This window comes from Caballeronia sp., from assembly GCF_049581465.1.
In the GTDB taxonomy this organism is placed as follows: Bacteria; Pseudomonadota; Gammaproteobacteria; order Burkholderiales; family Burkholderiaceae; genus Caballeronia.
The window spans coordinates 1-18954 of the sequence record NZ_JBAUSA010000955.1 but is presented as its reverse complement, the minus strand read 5'-3'; the positions used below and the strand labels follow the sequence as shown (position 1 = coordinate 18954).

The window sequence follows — 18954 nt, the reverse complement described above, 5'->3', positions numbered from 1 at the left end:
TCTTCATGCGCGTCGCGATGGGCCTGGCGCTGAACGAAGTCGACCGCGAAGCGCGGGCGATCGAGTTCTACAACGTGCTGTCGAGCTTCGACTTCATGTCGTCCACGCCGACCTTGTTCAACTCCGGCACGCGCCGGTCGCAATTGTCGTCGTGCTATCTGACGACCGTCGCCGATGACCTCGACGGCATCTATGAAGCGCTGAAGGAAAACGCGCTGTTGTCGAAGTTCGCAGGCGGCCTCGGTAACGACTGGACACGCGTGCGCGCGCTCGGTTCGCATATCAAGGGCACGAACGGCAAGTCGCAAGGCGTGGTGCCGTTCCTGAAGGTTGTGAACGACACCGCCGTCGCGGTGAACCAGGGCGGCAAGCGCAAGGGCGCGGTGTGCGCGTATCTGGAAACGTGGCACCTGGATATCGAAGAATTCCTGGAACTGCGCAAGAACACGGGCGATGACCGTCGCCGCACGCACGACATGAACACGGCGAACTGGATTCCCGACCTGTTCATGAAGCGCGTTCACGAAAACGGCGACTGGACCTTGTTCTCGCCGGCCAACACGCCGGATCTGCATGATTTGTTCGGCGCGGCGTTCGAGAAGGCGTACGTGGCGTATGAAGAGAAAGCCGCGCGCGGCGAGTTGAAGCTGTTCAAGAAGGTGCCTGCTGCGCAATTGTGGCGGAAGATGCTGGGCATGCTGTTCGAAACCGGCCATCCGTGGATCACGTTCAAGGACCCGTGCAACATCCGTTCGCCGCAGCAGCACGTGGGCGTCGTTCACTCATCGAACCTGTGCACGGAAATTACGCTGAACACCAGCGATACCGAAATCGCCGTCTGTAATCTCGGCTCGGTGAACCTGGTCGCGCACATGATCAAGCAAGCCGACGGCACGCTCGCGCTGGATCACGCCAAGCTCAAGCGCACCGTCAGCGTCGCCATGCGCATGCTCGACAACGTCATCGACATCAATTACTACGCCGTGGCCAAGGCGCGTAACTCGAACCTGAAGCATCGCCCGGTCGGCATGGGCATCATGGGCTTCCAGGATTGCCTGCACTTGCTGCGCACGCCGTATGCGTCGAAAGAGGCGGTCGAGTTCGCCGATACATCGATGGAAGCCGTTTGCTACTACGCGTACTACGCGTCCACGGAACTGGCCGAGGAACGCGGCCGTTACCCGACTTATCGCGGTTCGCTGTGGGATCGCGGCATTCTTCCGCAAGACTCGCTCAAGTTGCTGGCCGAAGCGCGTGGCGGGTACGTGGAAGTGGACGACAGCTCGGCCATGGACTGGACCGAACTGCGTTCGCGGATCGCCAACTACGGCATGCGCAATTCAAATTGCGTAGCGATTGCGCCGACGGCGACGATTTCGAACATCATCGGCGTGTCGGCTTGTATCGAGCCGACGTTCCAGAACTTGTATGTGAAGTCGAACCTGTCGGGCGAATTCACGGTCGTGAATGACTATCTGGTGCGGGATCTGAAGGCGCGCGGTCTCTGGGACGAAGTAATGGTCTCGGACCTCAAGTACTTCGACGGCACCTTGTCGCGGATCGACCGGATTCCGGCTGATTTGCGGGCAATTTATGCAACGGCTTTCGAACTCGATGCAACCTGGGTGGTCGAGGCGGCATCGCGTCGCCAGAAGTGGATCGATCAGGCGCAATCGCTGAACATCTATATGGCTGGGGCGTCGGGTAAGAAGCTTGACGAGGTTTATAAGCTGGCATGGTTGCGCGGCTTGAAGACCACGTATTACCTCCGCACGATGGCGGCGACGCACGTCGAGAAGTCGACGGTGGCGCACGGGCAATTGAATTCGGTGCCGTCGGGTTCGGGTGGCTCGGACACAGGTTCGGGCGCCAATGGCGGCGGGTTTGGCATGCAGGGCTCGCACGGGGCATCGACAGGCGGTTTTAACGCCTCTGCGGTGGCGCCAGTGGCCTCGGCGGCGGAACAGGAAGCGGATGGCCCGGTGTGCGTCATGCGTCCGGGCGATGTCGGGTTTGATGAGTGTGAGGCCTGTCAGTAAGGGTGGTCTGAGCGGCGGGTTCGAAGAATCCGTCGCTTGAGTTGATGAAGATGCAAATTCGTAAAAGCAAAAACGCCTGCGCATTCGTTAAACGGATGCGCAGGCGTTTTGCGTTGGTTCGCGGCAATCAAGGTGTGAATGCATCACGGGAGAGGCCGCTGAAGATCACCCTGATCCTGCCCAACCCCGTGCAGCGACATTGGTGTCAGCTCGCTAACCCCGCGTCCCCCGCGATATCTCATGCCCCGCGTCCCGCGCCAACCGCGCGGTAACGGGAATCGACAGAAACGAGAAAAAGCCAACGACCAAAAAAGCCGGCCAGAAATCCGACCACACGATCCTCGCGTGACCTTGCACCTCGTGCGAGATTTGCAACGCGAGACCCGCGACAGTCACGCCCAGCCCCAGCGACACCTGCTGAATGAAGCTCCCCAGACTCGTCGCGCGTCCGACATCGCGGCTTTCGATTTCGGCGTAGGTCATCGAATTAAGGCTGGTGAATTGAAGCGCGGGAAAGAACCCGCCAAGCAGGACAATTGTCCAGATAACCCAGGTCGGCGTGCCTGGATAAAACAATCCGCACGCGGCGATGGCTATCCCCGAGAGCGCTGCGTTGACCATCAACGTCTGCCGGAAGCCGAACCGGTGTAGCACGCGCGACGCCAGCGAACGCATGAACATGCCGCCGAACGCGGACGCGCACGTGATGGATCCGGACTTGAACGCGGTCATCCCGAGCCCTTCCTGCAACGCGAGCGGCAACAGGAACGGCACCGCGCCGAGCCCGATGCGAAACAGCGACCCGCCCATTACGCTCGCCTGGAAAGTCGGGACGCGTAAGAATTTGAGGTCCAGCAACGGAATCTTCACGCGGCGCGAATGCAGCAAATACACGCCGAATAACACAATGCCAGCCAGCGTCATGATCGCCGCCGTGCGATCGGACGTCAGCTCGCCACCGAGTAAGGAAAGTCCAAGCAGGAATAACGTGCCTCCGCTCGCCGATAAAAAGAAGCCAAACCAGTCGAGCGGTCCCGGATGCGGCTCACGCGCATTGCCGATGTACTTGTTGGTCAGGTAGATCCCCGCAAGGCCGATCGGGATGTTGATGAAGAAGATCAGGCGCCAGTGCAGGTACGTCGTGATGAAGCCGCCGAGCAGCGGGCCGGCGGCGGGGCCGAGCATGGCCGGGACCGAGAGGTAGTTCATCGCGCGGATGAATTCGGAACGGCGCACGGAGCGGAAGATGATGATCCGCCCGACCGGCACCATCATCGCGCCGCCGACGCCTTGTATGAAGCGCGCGATCGTGAACGGCATCAGCGAGGTGGACGCGGCGCAGAGCAGCGATCCCACGACAAAGATGCCGATCGCCGTGCGGAATACCGTGCGTGCGCCGAAGCGGTCGGCGACCCAGCCGCAGATCGGGATGAACACGCCGAGGCCGAGCACATAACTCGTGACGGCAATCTTTAGCGTTACGGGATCGCGTCCGAAGGCGCGCGCCATTTCCGGAATGGCTGTGACGATGACGTTGGCATCGACGCTCTCCATGAACATCGCGCACGCGACGATCAGAGGGGCAATGAAAGCTTTGATGGCTAGCGGCATGGAGAGCGGGTGAGCATGTCTTCACGGCGGGGGGGCGACAACGGGAGCAATGATTATGGCATCGATATGGTGCAACTACATGGCATCGGCGACACTGCGCTCTTGTTCGTTTCATTACTCGACACCAGGAGGCAAGCGATGGACCCCGAAGACCTGCAGCGTCTGGTCACGCAGAAGATGCCTTATGGAAAGTACAAGGACCGCTTGCTCGCTGACCTCCCCGGTCACTATCTCGCATGGTTTGCGCGTGAGGGTTTTCCTGCGGGTCAGCTCGGGCGCCTGCTCGCGCTCATGCATGAAATCGATCACAACAACCTGCGCGAATTGCTCGCGCCGCTACGTGACAAGCGCGGCTGAAAGCGGGCGTATCGAGCACGCGATGAAGGTCGTCACACGGCTCGCAGCGGTTCGTTGTGGGCGCAAATCACGTCTTGCGAAGGCCGATCATTTGTACTATATGTAGTTGATGATTGGCGAAAACACCCAAGATTTTGTGTCTTTTGCCTTTGCGCCTGAGGCGTCGGATGCTACACTTTCGACATGAAAACGGAACGCGCAAGCGGATCGTTTTTGCCGCCAGGCATGCCGAATCTGATGGCCCACCGTGTGGGGACTGATGAGCGAACGTTGTTGAAGCGCGCGGCCGGAGGGTGCAGTGAGAGGCTTTGCTTGGGCGCTGCATCGCGGAGATCGACGCAACGAGATTGAACCGCTCCCGCATCACACACACACACACGCATGCATGCAGGCGCCAGGAAATTTTCACGTGGCTTCACGTCAGGATTTCAGGAAGCAACATCACGCAGCAGCATCAGGCAGCAGCATCAGGCGACACGATTAACTCGACAGCATAAGGCGGGCCACGATCACGCAGCACGGCACCGTCATGAGCCACGCAAGACGTTTCGGCGCATCAATATCGCAGAGCAGAAGAGCGTTCGAAGAGACCAAAGCAGCACTGATGAAGCAGTCGATGAGCAGCGAAAAAGTAGCGATAAAGCACTGCATCGAAGTCGCTTGAAGAGACATTGCGTGAGGCTTCATGCATCACGTTCAACGCACAAGTGTTGTACGCAAGTAGCAGTGCAAACACAAAACAGGATTTTTTATGAGCAAGCTCTTTTATCGCTCATGGAAAGATGGTACAAACCGATCTAAATTGATGGTGAGAATATATGCTCAACTGGGATGACGAGACCACTGCAGTAGCTCCCTCGAGCGGTTCGCAACACAACGTGTTGCGTGACCCCGCAGGTCAGGTCGCCGGCGTAGCTCAAGCAACAGCGCAAGCATCGCGTGCTTCGGCTCAAGTCGCCGGTCATGGCGTTCTTCAAGCCGCTCACCAAACGCCGGCAGCCGCCAACATTTTCGCGAGCGACTTCGTGGCTCCCGCTGCACCGAGCGCGAGCGACATCGCGGCCGCAAGTGCAACGCGCGTGAACGTGGCCGACAAGCGCATCATCAACGGCAAGACTGACGTCAACCAGCTCGTGCCGTTCAAGTACAAGTGGGCGTGGGAAAAGTATCTGGCGGGTTGCGCGAACCACTGGATGCCGCAAGAAGTGAACATGTCGCGCGACATCGCGTTGTGGAAAGACCCGAACGGCTTGACGGACGACGAGCGTCGGATCGTGAAGCGCAACCTCGGTTTCTTCGTGACGGCCGATTCGCTCGCGGCGAACAACATCGTGCTCGGGACGTATCGACACATCACCGCGCCCGAGTGCCGCCAGTTCCTGTTGCGCCAGGCGTTCGAGGAAGCGATCCACACGCACGCGTATCAGTACATCGTCGAATCGCTCGGTCTGGACGAGAGCGAAATCTTCAACGCGTATCACGAGGTCGAGTCGATTCGCGCGAAGGACGAGTTCCTGATTCCGTTCATCAACACGTTGACCGATCCGGCATTCACCACGGGTACGCTTGAAGCGGACCAGAAATTGCTGAAGTCGTTGATCGTGTTCGCGTGCGTGATGGAAGGGCTCTTCTTCTATGTCGGCTTTACGCAGATCCTGGCGCTGGGTCGCCAGAACAAGATGACGGGCGCGGCGGAGCAGTATCAGTACATCCTGCGCGACGAGTCGATGCACTGCAATTTCGGCATCGACCTGATCAACCAGATCAAGCTGGAAGAGCCGCAACTGTGGACGCCGGAATTTCGCGCGGAGATCCGCGAGATTTTCCAGCAGGCCGTTGAACTGGAATATCGATACGCAGAAGACACCATGCCGCGCGGCGTGCTTGGCCTGAATGCTTCCATGTTCAAGAGCTACCTGCGCTTCATCTGTAATCGTCGATGCCAGCAGATCGGCCTCGACCCGCTCTATCCGAACGAAGAAAATCCGTTCCCGTGGATGAGCGAGATGATCGATTTAAAGAAGGAACGCAATTTCTTCGAAACACGTGTGATCGAGTATCAGACTGGCGGCGCGCTGACCTGGGAATAAAAAAGAACCTGGCGTCCTTGACCCAGGCAAACGAGCGCGACCAGTAGGGATTGGATTGGCAAGCCGGCGCAGCAGCGAGCAATGACCATTGCGCGCGCGCGCCGGCCCTTTAGGTTTAGGAGAACGGTCGCCTGATGCAAAGTGCGCCTTGTGGCTTAACGGCCCAAAAAGAAGACAGGCATTTTGCGGACCCTTCAATGGGCCGGGCAAACCTCCCCCCGAAATATGCTGCCGGCAGTGCCGGTGGCCCGATCAAGCGATTGCCGGCACCGGCTTCAGGTGCTGACTTAATTTGGCGCGCGGTGCCTCAGGGTACCGCGCGCCTTGCCGTATTCATTAGCGTAAGCAGGCTCCATCAGCGTACGCCGATGAATAATCCGCTTCGCAGCGTGTGTCGTGAGAAGCCCACGCGGGAAGCGGGTTTTGACGAAGGGTGGTGTTTGAACTGACTCTCATCTGAAACCCGAAGGAGAAAATGATGGTTGCCAAGAAATCCGTTGCAAAGAAAGCTGCAGCAAAACCCGCCGTTAAGAAAGTCGCTGCCAAGAAGGCAACGGTAGCGAAGAAGGCGCCGGCGAAGAAAGTTGCAGCGAAGAAAGTCGCTGTGAAGAAGGTAGCGGCGAAGAAAGTCGCGGCGAAGAAGGTTGCTGTCAAGAAAGTAGCAGCTAAGGCGCCGGCGAAGAAAGTTGCCGCCAAGAAAGTCGCAGTGAAGAAGGTTGCAGCGAAGAAAGCGCCGGCCAAGAAGGCCGCGGCAAAGAAGGTTGCCGCCAAGAAAGCGCCTGCCAAGAAAGCAGCGGCTAAAAAGGCCCCTGCCAAGAAGGCTGCTGCCAAAAAGGCGCCTGCTAAGAAAGCACCTGCCAAAAAGGCGCCGGCTAAGAAAGCTGCGCCTGCTGCAAAGAAGGCTGCCCCTGCTGCGAAGAAGGCTGCCCCTGCTGCGAAGAAGGCTCCCGCTGCGAAGAAGGCTGCTCCCGCTGCCAAGAAGGCACCCGCTGCCAAGAAGGTCGCGGCTGCTCCCGTAGCGGCACCTGCTGCTCCGGCTGCAGCACCCGCTCCGGTTGCGAAGAAGGCTCCGGCCAAGAAGGCTGCTGCTGCGAAGAAGACCACCGCAGCCGCTCCGGCTACGACGGCTACGACCCCTGCAGCGCCGGCTCCGGCTGCAACCGTCAAGACGGCGTTGAACCCGGCAGCCGCATGGCCGTTTCCGACGGGCAGCCGTCCGTAAGCGGTAAAGCTGTATGCAGTAACTCGACACACTCAGTGTGTCTCGTGACCGAGTATTGCCAGGCGGTCCAGACCCGTTGCCGGTTGATTCCTGCAGCGGGTTTTTTTGTATGCCGAGCTTGAGGCAGGCGAAAAAAAACGCACACGTCCAGGGACGCATGCGCTCTTTACATCAGGTCGGGAAACGATCGATTCGATCTACCGGCCATCCCTGGTTCGCTAGTGGGTCACTCGGGTCGTGCCACCGCTCGAAAGTAATCGAACCCGTTCGCCCGCTTGAAAAACCTCACCCGTAGCAGTCTGGGTGATGGCGCGCATATCGCCATTATCCAGGCGCACAGTGATCTCGAGTCCGTCTCGCGTCGCGACGCCGTTCTCGATCGCGTTACCTGCAACCGCGCCCGCGATGCCACCGACGATACCCGTCAGGATCGAGCCCGTTCCGCCACCGAGCGTGCTGCCGGCGACTGCCCCAAGCGCGCCGCCGCCAATCGCACCGAGGCCGCTCGGCTGACCATTGTTTGTGCTGATCTTCACGCCGCGCACGCTGTCGACAGTAGCCATGCGGACGGTTTCTTCGCGCTGAGCCTGTGACGCGGTGTACACGTCGGGCGAGCTACTGTTATAGGCGCAGCCGGTCATGGCGAGGGAGCTCACGAGCGCCGCTGCCAGGACCCAACTTCTTGCAATCTTCATCCCTTACTCCGCTAAATTGCCGCAAGCTGCTTTGATCTCAGTAAGCCGCTCGCTACTTCAAGTTACTTGGAAGCGGCGCCCGGACCGCTTCCCGACTCGCACCGCCAAAACCACACAGGCAAAACCACACAGGCAAAACCACACAGGCAAAACCACACAGGCAAAACCACACAGGCAAAACCACAACGGCAACATCACACCACCAAAGCCTTACAGCTCGGTGCCGAAGGCTTCCGTGAAGCGCGCGCCAATCTCAGTACGCGAGGGCGCGTAGGTCTGCGGTCCCTGATGTTCGATTTTGAGCGCGCCCATCAAGCTTGCGAGCCGTCCCGTCTTGGCCCAGCCCAGCTTGTTTTCGATGCCATAAAGCAGGCCACCGCGGAACGCATCGCCGCAACCGGTGGGGTCGATGACTTGCCGCGCCTTCACGGCCGGAATTTCTTCGATGCTCCCGCCGTGCAGGATTTGCGCCCCGTGTTCCCCGCGCGTGATGACCATTGCTTCGACGCGGCTCAAAATCTCGTCGACCGACCAGCCCGTCTTGTCGCCCAGCAATTTTGCTTCGTAGTCATTGACTGCTACATAAGTGGCGAGTTCAATCATGCGACGAAGTTCCACACCTTCGAGAATCGGCAAGCCCTGGCCCGGATCGAAGATAAACGGGACTCCCGCGGACGCGAGTTCCTCGACGTGCTGGCGCATAGCATCGGCGCCGTCCGGTGCGACGATGCCAAGCGTGATGCCCGTGGCTTCGTTGGCGTGGTTCAGATGCGCTTGCATCATCGCGCCGGGGTGGAACGCGGTGATCTGGTTGTTGCCGAGATCGGTCGTGATGAAGCATTGCGCCGAGTGCTGATCGGGCAGGACCCGCACGTATTCCTTCGATAACCCCAGTGCGTCGAACCGGTCAAGGTAGAGCTGGGCATCGGCGTCGCCGAGTGTCGCCATGATCTTTGCGTCGCCGCCCAGCAGTTTCAGCGCATACGCGATGTTGCCCGCGCAGCCGCCGAAGTTGCGTCGCATGGTGGGGACGAGGAAGCTGATGTTCAGCTGATGTACCTGGTCCGGCAGTATGTGGTCGCCGAAGCGGCCCTGGAAGGTCATGATGTTGTCGTAGGCGAGCGAGCCGCAAATGAGCGTAGCCAAAGCTGTAGTCCCTGGAAGTTGATCGATAAAAAGTGCGCAGGCTGCGTGATGCCAAGCGTCAAGCATTCCCGCATGAAGTGCGGCGCATCCGCCGTGCAAGGGTCACGCGGCGCAGTAGCTCGCGCTGTTTGAGTTCGTTGCGTCACGAATGCGCAGGCCGTAGCGGCCTGCGCCGATGCCGCCGACGTTACTGATGCTCGCGGCGGCAACGCGTGAAATGGATGTGTGCGGCCAACGACGTTCGCCGCCTCATTTCACGCCTGGATCTGAACCGGGCTTAATTCAACGCGGCGAGCGCTGCGTCGTAGTTCGGCTCGTTCTTGATTTCGGACACGAGTTCCGAATACAGCACCTTGTCGTTCTCATCGATAACCACGACCGCGCGAGCCGTCAGACCGGTGAGGGGGCCGCTCGTGACATCGACGCCATACGCCTTCGCAAACTCACGGCCGCGAAACGTGGACGCCGTCACCACGTTTTCGATGCCTTCCGTGCTGCAAAAACGCGATGCAGCGAACGGCAGGTCGCCGGATACGACGACGACAACAGTATTCGCAAGCTTCGCAGCGGCCACGTTGAACTTGCGCGTGGAGGTGGCGCACGTGGGGGTATCGAGGCTCGGCACGATGTTCAACACCTTGCGTTTGCCAGCGAAACTGGCCAGCTTCAACTCGCCGAGATCCTTGCCCACCAGGTTGAAATCGGCTGCTGCTGCGCCTGCCGACGGGAACGTGCCTGCTACTTCAATCGGGTTGCCGCCCAGGGTGACTTGGCTCATGTGTACTCCAGAAAGGTCGGTGGTTCGGAAGGGGACGCGCGTCGAGGGCGTGTGAGTGTCCTGCGACGCGCGCGGATGAAGACGGTTTGTATCGGTTAAGTTCCAGCCACTTGATTCGATGCGACGGATCAGGGGTAAAAAATCTGCACGCGATAATTCGCTGCTACCGCCTCGCCGGTATCGAGCCGGACGATCACGGGCTGCGTGCTCCGTGGGGGCAGTCCGGCGCTTAGCTGCGTGCCGGGCCGCGCGTAATCTTGCGGCCACAGGACGCGCCGGATGGCGACGTTGTTCTTGTCGTCGAGCAGCGTGAGTTCGAGTGCCGGGTAAGCGATCGTTACGTCGAAGCGATTGTGCAGCGACAGCTTGAGTTCGAGCTTATGCGAGCCGTCGACTTGTCGCAGTCCGGAGTTCTCGATTTGCAATGCGTCAATGTCCCGCGGCGGCGCCACTACGCAACCTAGTTGCTCGCAGGTCTGCGCGAAGAGGGATTGCGAATGCGGCCAGTACACCATGACGGTTTCCCGCTGCCACCACGCGAGTTGCGCCAACAGCGTCACGAGCAGCACCAGCGCAATGAGCGTCCCGACGATTTTCCACGCCGAGCCCGAGCGTGCCGGCGGGCGGCTCTCGCGCATAACAGGGAAGGGGTCGGGCTCAGGGGGCGCGAGCGCAACGTCGGACACCGACGAGGGCGTGCCGAAGCTGGGCTCGGGGTCGGCATTACCGATCCACGGATTGGCCGGCGCGGAAGCGGGCTCGATGCGATCGGTCGTGCGCCGTTCGGCCTGGGTCCGGCTGACGAACGGCTCGGTCCGCGCATCGGTGACGCGATCATTATCGATACCGCCGATGAACGGGTCGGTGCGACTGTTCGGGTTCTGTTCAAGCCGCGGATCAACGCGAAAATCGAAGGGAGCTTCCTGGGAGGCTTCTTGATGAACTCGCGCGCTTGTTTCTGCATGCGGGGCCGCTTCCCACGGCGACTCAGCGAGCCCTTGGCCCAGGACATCGCTTTCGGCCTGCGTGCCGGGGATCGTTTCCGCGGCAGGGGATTCGGCCGACGGTTCCTTGCGGGCGGTGTAGGCAGGAGGACTCACAGGCTCGCGCGCAGCGGGCGGCCTGAGTGCTGCGTCGGGGATGTAAGGATGCAGCGAAATGCCGAGCGCGTCGCGATTGCCATCGGCGACGTGGGCGCTGGCGGGAGACGACCAGGGGCTCGTTGTGTCGACGCCATAATTCGGCGCGGCCTCGCCTGGTACGGGTTCGTTTAAAGCATCGTGGTCTGGCGCGGCGGTGCCCGTTGGCGGTTGCTTTAGGGCATCGTGATCTGGGACAGCCCCACCGGTTGCCGGTTGCCTTAGGGCTTCGTGATCTGGCATGGCTTTACTCGGCGCTGGTTCCGGCCGAGATTGCGCTTCGTAGTTCGGTGCTGTGGCGGCCAGTGCGGCCATCAACGTTTCGTCGCGTTCAAACTGGTAGTGCGCGCCGTCGAAGACTTCCTGGCAATGGCCGCACCGCACGCGGCCGTCGTGCGGCGCGAGCAGGTGTGGGTCGAGTCGAAAAACTGTTTCGCAGAAGGGACAACGTGTAGCCAGCGCCATCGTTAGCCTAAGGCCAGAAGCCGGTTCGTGGACGATGGCGCTATTCTAAAGGCTTTCGCGGCGCGTACCGGCGAGACATACCCAGCCTTCGTGTTCCTTCCACACACTGATATCGATCCAGCGTGCGTAGACCGCTGCGACTTCGTCCGCCTGGCGGGCCAGGATGCCTGACAACGCGATATGTCCGCCTGGCTTCACGCGGGTGCTGAGCATCGACGCCATTAGCTTGAGCGGGTTTGACAAGATATTCGCGACCACGATATCGAACTGTCCTTCCGGGCAATCGTCGGGAAGACCGTAGGTGACTGCCGCGTGGTTGCGCTCACTATTTTGGCGAGCCGATTCCACCGCTTGCGGGTCGATGTCGATACCGGTCACTGGATTCGCGCCGCACTTCTTGGCGAGGATTGCGAGGATGCCGGAACCGCAGCCGTAGTCGAGCACGGACTGATTTTCGTGCACGTGTTGTTCGAGCCATTCCATGCAGAGTCGCGTGGTTGGATGGCTGCCTGTGCCGAAGGCGAGGCCTGGATCGAGTTCGAGCACGAGTGCGGTGGGGTCGGGTGCGGCGTGCCACGACGGTACGACCCAGATCCGTTCGCCTATATGAATGGGGTCGAACTGCGATTGCGTGAGTCGCACCCAATCCTGGTCCTCGACGTCGCGCAGCGTGAACGCTGGCGTAGTTGCCAGGCCGATTTCATTCGACGCGGCTGTTAGCAGGACGAGTGGATCGGTATCGGTGGCGAGCAGGGCGACCACGCGCGAGCGCTTCCATGCGCTTTGTGTCGGCGTGAGGCCGGGCTCGCCGAAGAGCGGTTGTTCGTCGGGGGTATCGGCGTCGGCGTCTTCGACTGAGACTGACAGTGCGCCGAACTCCAGCAACGCGTCGGATAGTGTTTCCGCGTGTTGGCGGTCTAGTTCGGCGATGAGTTCCCTATAGCTCATGGGTGCTCCGGGAGGGGCTAGGTTTCGTTTGGATGTGCATGGCGGGGAGTGGTGGGGGAGGTGGGGGCGGTTCTGTTAGCGGCGCGTGTGGGGCGAGAGTGGAGTCTGGCGTTTCGGTGGAGTTGCCGCTAGCGGCAACGTGGGGTGGGGCCGTCGAGGCGAAGCGAGTGCGCGCCGTTGGTGCTTGAGGAGGGTGTTCGACTGCGGGTTGATGTGTGGGGCGCCACTACGTTCGTGCCAAAAACCTGAAATGAGCGACGACGACACTTAGGTATTCGCGGTTTGAACGCGTTTCTTTGCTTCGTTTCTTTTCGCGTTTGAAAAGAAATGAAGTCCCGCCCCGGATAGGGGCTAACAGAAATACGCAAGAAAATCCGACTTAAGCAGAACGACCACGCTAGCAGGAGGACTCCACCCTGGACCGACACTCGCCGCACGCAGCACCCCCCAAACCCACCCCTCCGCCCTACCCCCCCGAATCCTCAGCCGCCACAACAGCGGCAGCCTTCCGAGCTGCAAGCTTATTCTCAAGATAATGAATACTAGTCCCCCCCTCGACGAATTTCGCGTCGATCATCATCTCGCGATGCAGCGGAATATTGGTCGAAATGCCCTCAACGACCATCTCCGACAAAGCGATCCGCATCCGGTTGATGGCTTGCTCACGCGTCGAGCCGTAGGAAATCAGCTTCCCAATCATCGAGTCGTAATTCGGCGGTACAAAATAGCCGTTGTACGCATGCGAATCGACGCGAATTCCCGGACCACCCGGCGAATGCCACGACGTCAAACGTCCCGGCGAGGGCGTGAACTTGAACGGATCTTCCGCATTGATCCGGCATTCGATCGCGTGGCCGCGAATCTCGATGTCCTTCTGACGGAACATAAGTTTTTCACCAGCCGCAATCCGGATCTGCTCCTGCACGATATCGATGCCCGTAATCAACTCCGTCACGGGATGCTCAACCTGCACGCGCGTGTTCATTTCGATGAAATAGAACTCGTTGTTCTCGTACAAGAACTCGAACGTACCCGCGCCCAGGTAACCCATCTTCTTGCAAGCATCGGCGCAACGATCGCCAATCCTTTCGATCAACCGCCGCGCAATACCCGGCGCCGGCGCTTCTTCAATCACTTTCTGGTGACGACGTTGCATCGAGCAATCGCGTTCGCCAAGCCAGATCGCGTTGCGAAACGAATCCGCAAGAATCTGAATTTCAATGTGCCGCGGGTTCTCCAGGAATTTCTCCATGTAGACCTGCGGATTGCCAAATGCACGACCCGCTTCTTCGCGCGTCATGTTCACCGCGTTTACGAGCGCGGCTTCCGTGTGCACCACGCGCATGCCGCGACCGCCGCCGCCACCCGCTGCCTTGATGATCACCGGATAGCCGACCGCGCGGGCAATCTTCACGATCTCTTTCGGATCCTCAGGCAATGCGCCTTCCGAACCCGGCACGCAGGGCACGCCGGTCTTGATCATCATCTGCTTGGCGGACACCTTGTCGCCCATCAGGCGAATGGTTTCCGGACGCGGCCCGATGAACGTAAAGCCAGACTGCTCGACGCGTTCAGCAAAATCCGCGTTCTCCGACAAGAAACCGTAGCCAGGGTGGATCGCCTCGGCGTCGGTGACTTCGGCCGCGCTGATCAACGCGGGCATGTTCAGGTAACTCAAGTTCGACGGAGCTGGTCCGATACACACGGCTTCGTCGGCTAACTTCACGTACTTGGCTTCTTTATCGGCCTCGGAATAGACGATGACCGTCTTGACGCCTAGTTCGCGACACGCGCGCTGGATTCGAAGCGCAATTTCGCCACGATTCGCAATCAGGATTTTTTCAAACATAGCAAGTTTCGACTCATCGATGGATCGCCGGCCGGTTATATCCGAGGGGACCCTGGAAGATCGGCGGCTTGGCTCGCCGGCCAAGCGTGCATAAGACGCGGCGAGTGCCCGAGTGCTGGGGCCGGAAGCGCTAGATAGCTGACTAGCCGGCGTCCGACAAGTAAAAGCGAAAAGCGATTAGTCGCCAATGACAAACAGCGGTTGACCGTACTCGACGGCCTGACCGTTTTCAACCAGGATTTCCTTCACGACGCCCGATTTATCGGCTTCGATCTCGTTGAGCAGCTTCATTGCTTCAATAATGCAGATCGTCTGGCCTTCCTTCACCGTGTCGCCTACCTGCACGAACGCATCGGCGCCCGGGGAAGGCGCGCGGTAGAACGAACCGACCATCGGCGAGGTCACTACGTGGCCTTGCGGCACAACAGGGGCGGGCGTGGCTGGCACGACCAATCCGGCGCCGGTGCCTGCGTCGCCCGGCTGGCTGTACTGCGGCGCCTGCTGCATCGGGCCTTGCTGCATGTACTGCGGAGCCTGCATATAGATCGGCGCTGCGTTCTTTACGATGCGAACCTTGCCTTCGCCCTCCGTCACTTCCAGCTCTGAGATGCCGGATTCCGAGACGAGGTCGATTAGAGTTTTGAGCTTACGAAGGTCCATCGAAAATTCCCCTTTCAATGCTTGATAACCGGAAACGCTTCCGGTGCTTGACTTGATTTATAAGTGCCGGCGGTCCGCGCGAGCATTGAGGCTGGACGGCCCGAAGTCTCACTTGGATGCCATGCGCGTTCAGGCGCGCGGCTTCGACGCGATACGGTCGAGCGCGAAATCGAGCGCGTACAGATAGCCTTTCCAGCCGAGGCCGCAAATGACGGCTTCCGCTTGATCGGAGAAATAGGAGTGATGCCGGAACGGTTCCCGGCGATGCACGTTCGACAGGTGGATCTCCACGAACGGCAGGGCCACGCCCGCGAGGGCATCGCGGATCGCGACGCTCGTGTGCGTGTAGGCAGCGGGATTGATCAGGACAAAGTCGACGTTTTCCGTCCGCGCTTGCTGGATGCGGTCGACGAGGGCGCCTTCGTGATTGCTCTGGAACGATGACAACTGCGCGCCCGCCTCCTGCGCCTTGTCCGCGAGCGCCTTGTCGATTTCTGCAAGCGTTACGTGGCCGTAGACACCCGGTTCACGGGTGCCGAGCAGATTTAGATTAGGGCCGTGTAGCACCAACAGTTGGGACATAGCAGCTTTGATTTGTGCGGAGTTGGGCGCACTTTAGCGCCCTATAGCGAATGTTGTCTAGTTTTACGATGTGCAAGACGCTTCGATTATGCAGCCGCGCGCGCCGCGTGAGCGCATTTCGCATGCATTATCGCGCAAAGTTTCTCGAATTCACGTCAACTCCCCGCGTTTGGCCGAGGTTCGCGCGCCGTCAGATGGGCCGTTTACAGGGCGTCGAGCGTCGCTTTCAGCTCTTTTTGGTCAACCTCACCCAGCTTTGTCGAGCGAACTTGGCCCTTCGCGTCGATCACCACGGTGTACGGCAACGCGCCGGCATTGTTGCCGAAGCTGCGCGCGAGGTCCGCGCCGCCAAAGCCTGCAATGTAGATGGGGTAGCCGACGGGAATCTTCTGAAGGAACTCGTTGACGTTTTTCTCGGAATCGACGCCAACGCCAATGAACGTGATGCCTTTCTTCGCATATTCCCGTTGCAGCACCGCGAGCGACGGCATTTCCCTGACGCAGGGTCCGCACCACGACGCCCAGAAGTTCAGCACGATTGGCTTGCCTTTAAACGCAGCGATGCCCTGCGACGTGCCTGCGGCGTTCTGGAGCGGCGCCTTCCAGAGTTCATCGACGGCGCCGGCTTTCGATGTCGTCACGGCCGCTTCAGTCGTGTTGCTGGCGTCGCTGGCGACGGCAAGATGGCTCGTGCTCGTGTAGTGACTGCTGGTGTAATAACCGCCGACTGTCGCGAGGACCGCAACGGCCAGCGACGCAACAATGCGCAATGTATTCATGAAGGTGTGGCCGGTGTCTGGAGCGGTGGTTCGTCGAGCAACGCGCGCACGGAGGCAGCGTTCGCACGGGCGAACTTGCCGCGTCCGTCCGCGCGAACGGCGCCGCGCAGATCGTTGGTGTCGTAGAGCGCGACGTGAATACCCATGGGTTCTTCATCGCGCGATGGGCGCATCAGGAAGCTCAGCGTTTCCACAAAGCCGCGCCCGGCAAAGTGACGCGTCTCCGATACATCGTATTGGACGTTCGAATTCAGCAGATAAATGGCGACTTCCTTGGGGTTGTCGCAGAAGCATTGCAGATGGATGTCGGAGTGCTCGCCCGCCGTGCCGTTCAGCACCGCGCCGGTCAGGTAAGGATTGAATGACTGAAGACGCTCCATCCACTCCAGCGCGACTTCGCGCATCCGTCGCAGCACGGCTGGCTGGCTTTCGCTCTGGAAAATCGCCTGATATTCGCGAATCTCGTCTTCGATCTGATTATTGTCGGGTAGCCATTCGCCGCTCACCCGAGTCTCGCCGACGACTTGCCGCGCCGCTTTGCGCTTCGCGGTGGAGTAGTCCAGCCCGTCTTCGGCGATCATCCGCGCGGCCGCGATAGCAATCTCTTCGCGCACGCGTAGCGGATCGAAATGTGATTTGCGAATCATGGCGGAATGATACCGGAGATTCAATATACGCCCTTCCGTGGTGCGGGTCGCGGGGCGGGCCTCACGGACAATTCCGGGAAAGGACGCCCGGCCCGCTCGGTTACAATGCGAGGCTCCGGGCAACGGGTTTCATGGCTGGTTCATCCGTGCCCACGGTCCTCTTTTTTGAAGCCGGCGCCCGCGCGGCACAACACGCTTTATGCACATTCACATCCTCGGCATTTGCGGCACGTTCATGGGCGGCCTCGCCGTTCTTGCCCGCGAAGCGGGTCATCGCGTCACCGGTTGCGACGCCGGCGTCTATCCGCCCATGAGCACGCAGCTCGAAGCGCAGGGTATTGAGCTGATAGAAGGATATGGCGTCGAACAGCTTGCGCTCGAGCCGGATCTCTATGTTGTCGGCAACGTGGTCACGCGGGGCAATCCGCTCATGGAAGCCATTCTCGATCGCGGCCTGCCTTATACGTCCGGCCCGCAATGGCTCGGCGAGCATGTGCTGAACGGGAAATGGGTGCTGGCCGTGGCGGGCACGCACGGCAAGACGACCACGAGTTCCATGCTCGCGTGGCTGTTGGAAGACGCCGGCATGAATCCCGGCTTCCTGATCGGCGGCGTGCCCTTGAATTTCGGCATTTCGGCACGTTTGACCGATTCGAGCTTCTTTGTGATCGAGGCGGACGAGTACGACACCGCATTCTTCGATAAACGTTCGAAGTTCGTCCATTACCGCCCGCGCACGGCTGTCCTGAACAATCTCGAATTCGATCACGCCGATATCTTCCCGGATCTCGCCGCGATCGAGACGCAATTTCATCATTTGGTGCGCACCGTGCCGGGCGTTGGCCGGATCGTGACCAATGGCCGCGAGGGCGCGCTGGAGCGCGTCTTGACGCGTGGCTGCTGGACCGAAGTCGAGCGCTTCGGTGTGCAGGGCGGTTGGGAAGCGTTGCCCGCGACAGAAAGCGCAACGGTCGACGAACAGTTTGCCGTCTATTGGAACGGTGCTCGCGTGGGCAAGGTCGACTGGCAGGTTCAAGGGGAGCACAATCGAATGAATGCGCTCGCCGCGATTGCCGCGGCGCGTTCGGTCGGCGTTCCGCCCGCGCAGGCGGCCGAATCGCTGGGCACGTTCCGAAACGTGAAGCGCCGCATGGAAGTGAAGGGCAGTGTCGAGGGCGTGACCGTCTATGACGATTTCGCGCATCACCCTACTGCAATCGAAACGACGATAGCGGGTTTGCGGACGCGTATCGGTGAGAAAAGCCGAAGCCGGATTCTTGCCGTCCTCGAACCGCGCTCGAACACCATGAAACTCGGCACCATGAAAGCGCTATTGCCCGACAGTCTCGCCGATGCCGACCTTGTGTTCGGCTATGGCGCACGCGAAGGTCGCGACAAGCTCGGCTGGGATTTGCACGCGGCGCTCGGTCCTCTCGGCGACAAGGCGCAAGCCTTCGACGACATCGCCCTATTGGTCAAGTCAGTCACGGCGGCAGCGCGGCCCGGCGACCATGTGCTTGTCATGAGCAACGGCGGCTTCGGCGGCGTGCATCAAAAGTTGCTTGACGCGCTGTCCGCGCGTCCCGCGAGCCAGGGGCGCGCGTGATCCTTTATCTACACGGATTTCGTTCGTCGCCACAATCATTCAAGGCTCGCGTGATGCGGGCGCGGCTGGAAGAACTGGGCCTGATCGACGAATGGCGTTGTCCCGTCCTGCCAGTCTCGCCGAAAGAGGCGATTGCGCTCGCCGAAACGCTCGCGCGGCAGGCTCCGGATGACGACGTCACGCTGGTGGGCAGTTCGCTAGGCGGTTACTACGCGACCTGGCTGGCTGAAAAGCATGGCTGGCGCGCAGTGCTGTTGAATCCGGCCGTTGTGCCGCAAGAAGATTTGAGCGCGTACCTCGGCGAGCAACCGCTGTGGCACGGCGGCGGCTCGATCCTGATC

Annotated in this window: 18 protein-coding genes; 7 read left to right on the top strand and 11 right to left on the bottom strand. The window is 60.3% G+C overall.

What is annotated here, in order from left to right:
• On the top strand, positions 1-2039 hold a 2039-nt coding region (locus tag WCA53_RS23465), incomplete at its 5' end, for a ribonucleoside-diphosphate reductase subunit alpha (protein WP_423916099.1).
• Between the two features lie 213 nt (positions 2040-2252).
• Here WCA53_RS23465 and WCA53_RS23460 read toward each other — a convergent pair.
• Positions 2253-3650 carry an MFS transporter gene (locus WCA53_RS23460; protein WP_423916096.1) on the bottom strand — a complete coding sequence of 466 codons (1398 nt, stop codon included), beginning with the start codon at positions 3648-3650 and terminating at the stop codon, positions 2253-2255.
• 138 nt (positions 3651-3788) lie between these two features.
• Between WCA53_RS23460 and WCA53_RS23455 the strand changes: the two genes are divergently transcribed.
• From WCA53_RS23455 to WCA53_RS23440, 4 genes are all read left to right on the top strand, one after another.
• Positions 3789-4007 carry a DUF3820 family protein gene (locus WCA53_RS23455; RefSeq protein WP_423916102.1) on the top strand — a complete coding sequence of 73 codons (219 nt, stop codon included), beginning with the start codon at positions 3789-3791 and terminating at the stop codon, positions 4005-4007.
• A gap of 818 nt (positions 4008-4825) precedes the next feature.
• Complete coding sequence (locus tag WCA53_RS23450) at positions 4826-6097, top strand: ribonucleotide-diphosphate reductase subunit beta (RefSeq protein WP_423916094.1); 1272 nt, start codon at positions 4826-4828, stop codon at positions 6095-6097.
• Positions 6098-6231: 134 nt separating this feature from the next.
• Entirely contained in the window at positions 6232-6546 is a 315-nt protein-coding gene (locus WCA53_RS23445; RefSeq protein ID WP_423916092.1) for a hypothetical protein, read from the top strand.
• A 29-nt stretch (positions 6547-6575) separates the two neighbouring features.
• On the top strand, positions 6576-7319 hold the full coding sequence (locus WCA53_RS23440) for a histone H1-like repetitive region-containing protein (protein WP_423916090.1): 744 nt from the start codon (positions 6576-6578) through the stop codon (positions 7317-7319).
• 218 nt (positions 7320-7537) lie between these two features.
• On the opposite strand, the gene WCA53_RS23435 is transcribed toward WCA53_RS23440, so the two are convergent.
• The 10 genes from WCA53_RS23435 to WCA53_RS23390 form a co-directional block, all read right to left on the bottom strand.
• Complete coding sequence (locus WCA53_RS23435) at positions 7538-8014, bottom strand: glycine zipper 2TM domain-containing protein (RefSeq protein ID WP_423916088.1); 477 nt, start codon at positions 8012-8014, stop codon at positions 7538-7540.
• A gap of 210 nt (positions 8015-8224) precedes the next feature.
• On the bottom strand, positions 8225-9160 hold the full coding sequence (locus WCA53_RS23430; protein WP_423916085.1) for a carbohydrate kinase family protein: 936 nt from the start codon (positions 9158-9160) through the stop codon (positions 8225-8227).
• Between the two features lie 277 nt (positions 9161-9437).
• Positions 9438-9938, bottom strand: a complete 501-nt coding sequence (tpx, locus tag WCA53_RS23425; protein WP_423916082.1) for a thiol peroxidase — start codon at positions 9936-9938, stop codon at positions 9438-9440.
• Positions 9939-10066: 128 nt separating this feature from the next.
• Complete coding sequence (locus tag WCA53_RS23420; protein ID WP_423916080.1) at positions 10067-11542, bottom strand: DUF3426 domain-containing protein; 1476 nt, start codon at positions 11540-11542, stop codon at positions 10067-10069.
• A gap of 45 nt (positions 11543-11587) precedes the next feature.
• Positions 11588-12490, bottom strand: a complete 903-nt coding sequence (gene prmA, locus WCA53_RS23415; RefSeq protein ID WP_423916078.1) for a 50S ribosomal protein L11 methyltransferase — start codon at positions 12488-12490, stop codon at positions 11588-11590.
• Between the two features lie 466 nt (positions 12491-12956).
• The gene (accC, locus tag WCA53_RS23410; protein WP_423916076.1) at positions 12957-14339 is read right to left on the bottom strand and encodes an acetyl-CoA carboxylase biotin carboxylase subunit; all 1383 of its coding nucleotides are present in this window, start codon (positions 14337-14339) and stop codon (positions 12957-12959) included.
• A 177-nt stretch (positions 14340-14516) separates the two neighbouring features.
• Positions 14517-14999, bottom strand: a complete 483-nt coding sequence (gene accB, locus WCA53_RS23405; protein WP_423916073.1) for an acetyl-CoA carboxylase biotin carboxyl carrier protein — start codon at positions 14997-14999, stop codon at positions 14517-14519.
• Positions 15000-15128: 129 nt separating this feature from the next.
• Entirely contained in the window at positions 15129-15581 is a 453-nt protein-coding gene (aroQ, locus tag WCA53_RS23400) for a type II 3-dehydroquinate dehydratase (RefSeq protein WP_423916070.1), read from the bottom strand.
• 203 nt (positions 15582-15784) lie between these two features.
• Complete coding sequence (locus WCA53_RS23395; RefSeq protein ID WP_423916068.1) at positions 15785-16360, bottom strand: TlpA family protein disulfide reductase; 576 nt, start codon at positions 16358-16360, stop codon at positions 15785-15787.
• On the bottom strand, positions 16357-17007 hold the full coding sequence (locus WCA53_RS23390) for a UDP-N-acetylmuramate--alanine ligase (protein WP_423916066.1): 651 nt from the start codon (positions 17005-17007) through the stop codon (positions 16357-16359). Before WCA53_RS23390 ends, WCA53_RS23395 begins: the two co-directional genes overlap by 4 nt.
• A gap of 199 nt (positions 17008-17206) precedes the next feature.
• Between WCA53_RS23390 and mpl the strand changes: the two genes are divergently transcribed.
• The gene (gene mpl, locus WCA53_RS23385; protein WP_423916064.1) at positions 17207-18613 is read left to right on the top strand and encodes a UDP-N-acetylmuramate:L-alanyl-gamma-D-glutamyl-meso-diaminopimelate ligase; all 1407 of its coding nucleotides are present in this window, start codon (positions 17207-17209) and stop codon (positions 18611-18613) included.
• Positions 18610-18954: YqiA/YcfP family alpha/beta fold hydrolase (locus WCA53_RS23380; protein ID WP_423916061.1), on the top strand; the 345-nt coding region annotated here is incomplete at its 3' end. The genes mpl and WCA53_RS23380, both read left to right, overlap by 4 nt.

Excerpts from the sequence above, each read along its gene's own strand:
- WCA53_RS23395 (WP_423916068.1), bottom strand. The coding sequence starts at position 16,360 with ATGAATACATTGCGCATTGTTGCGTCGCTGGCCGTTGCGGTCCTCGCG.
- WCA53_RS23420 (WP_423916080.1), bottom strand. The coding sequence starts at position 11,542 with ATGGCGCTGGCTACACGTTGTCCCTTCTGCGAAACAGTTTTTCGACTC.
- WCA53_RS23455 (WP_423916102.1), top strand. The coding sequence starts at position 3,789 with ATGGACCCCGAAGACCTGCAGCGTCTGGTCACGCAGAAGATGCCTTAT.
- WCA53_RS23445 (WP_423916092.1), top strand. The coding sequence starts at position 6,232 with ATGCAAAGTGCGCCTTGTGGCTTAACGGCCCAAAAAGAAGACAGGCAT.
- aroQ (WP_423916070.1), bottom strand. The coding sequence starts at position 15,581 with ATGTCCCAACTGTTGGTGCTACACGGCCCTAATCTAAATCTGCTCGGC.
- prmA (WP_423916078.1), bottom strand. The coding sequence starts at position 12,490 with ATGAGCTATAGGGAACTCATCGCCGAACTAGACCGCCAACACGCGGAA.
- accB (WP_423916073.1), bottom strand. The coding sequence starts at position 14,999 with ATGGACCTTCGTAAGCTCAAAACTCTAATCGACCTCGTCTCGGAATCC.
- accC (WP_423916076.1), bottom strand. The coding sequence starts at position 14,339 with ATGTTTGAAAAAATCCTGATTGCGAATCGTGGCGAAATTGCGCTTCGA.
- WCA53_RS23440 (WP_423916090.1), top strand. The coding sequence starts at position 6,576 with ATGGTTGCCAAGAAATCCGTTGCAAAGAAAGCTGCAGCAAAACCCGCC.
- mpl (WP_423916064.1), top strand. The coding sequence starts at position 17,207 with ATGCACATTCACATCCTCGGCATTTGCGGCACGTTCATGGGCGGCCTC.
- tpx (WP_423916082.1), bottom strand. The coding sequence starts at position 9,938 with ATGAGCCAAGTCACCCTGGGCGGCAACCCGATTGAAGTAGCAGGCACG.
- WCA53_RS23460 (WP_423916096.1), bottom strand. The coding sequence starts at position 3,650 with ATGCCGCTAGCCATCAAAGCTTTCATTGCCCCTCTGATCGTCGCGTGC.
- WCA53_RS23450 (WP_423916094.1), top strand. The coding sequence starts at position 4,826 with ATGCTCAACTGGGATGACGAGACCACTGCAGTAGCTCCCTCGAGCGGT.
- WCA53_RS23390 (WP_423916066.1), bottom strand. The coding sequence starts at position 17,007 with ATGATTCGCAAATCACATTTCGATCCGCTACGCGTGCGCGAAGAGATT.
- WCA53_RS23435 (WP_423916088.1), bottom strand. The coding sequence starts at position 8,014 with ATGAAGATTGCAAGAAGTTGGGTCCTGGCAGCGGCGCTCGTGAGCTCC.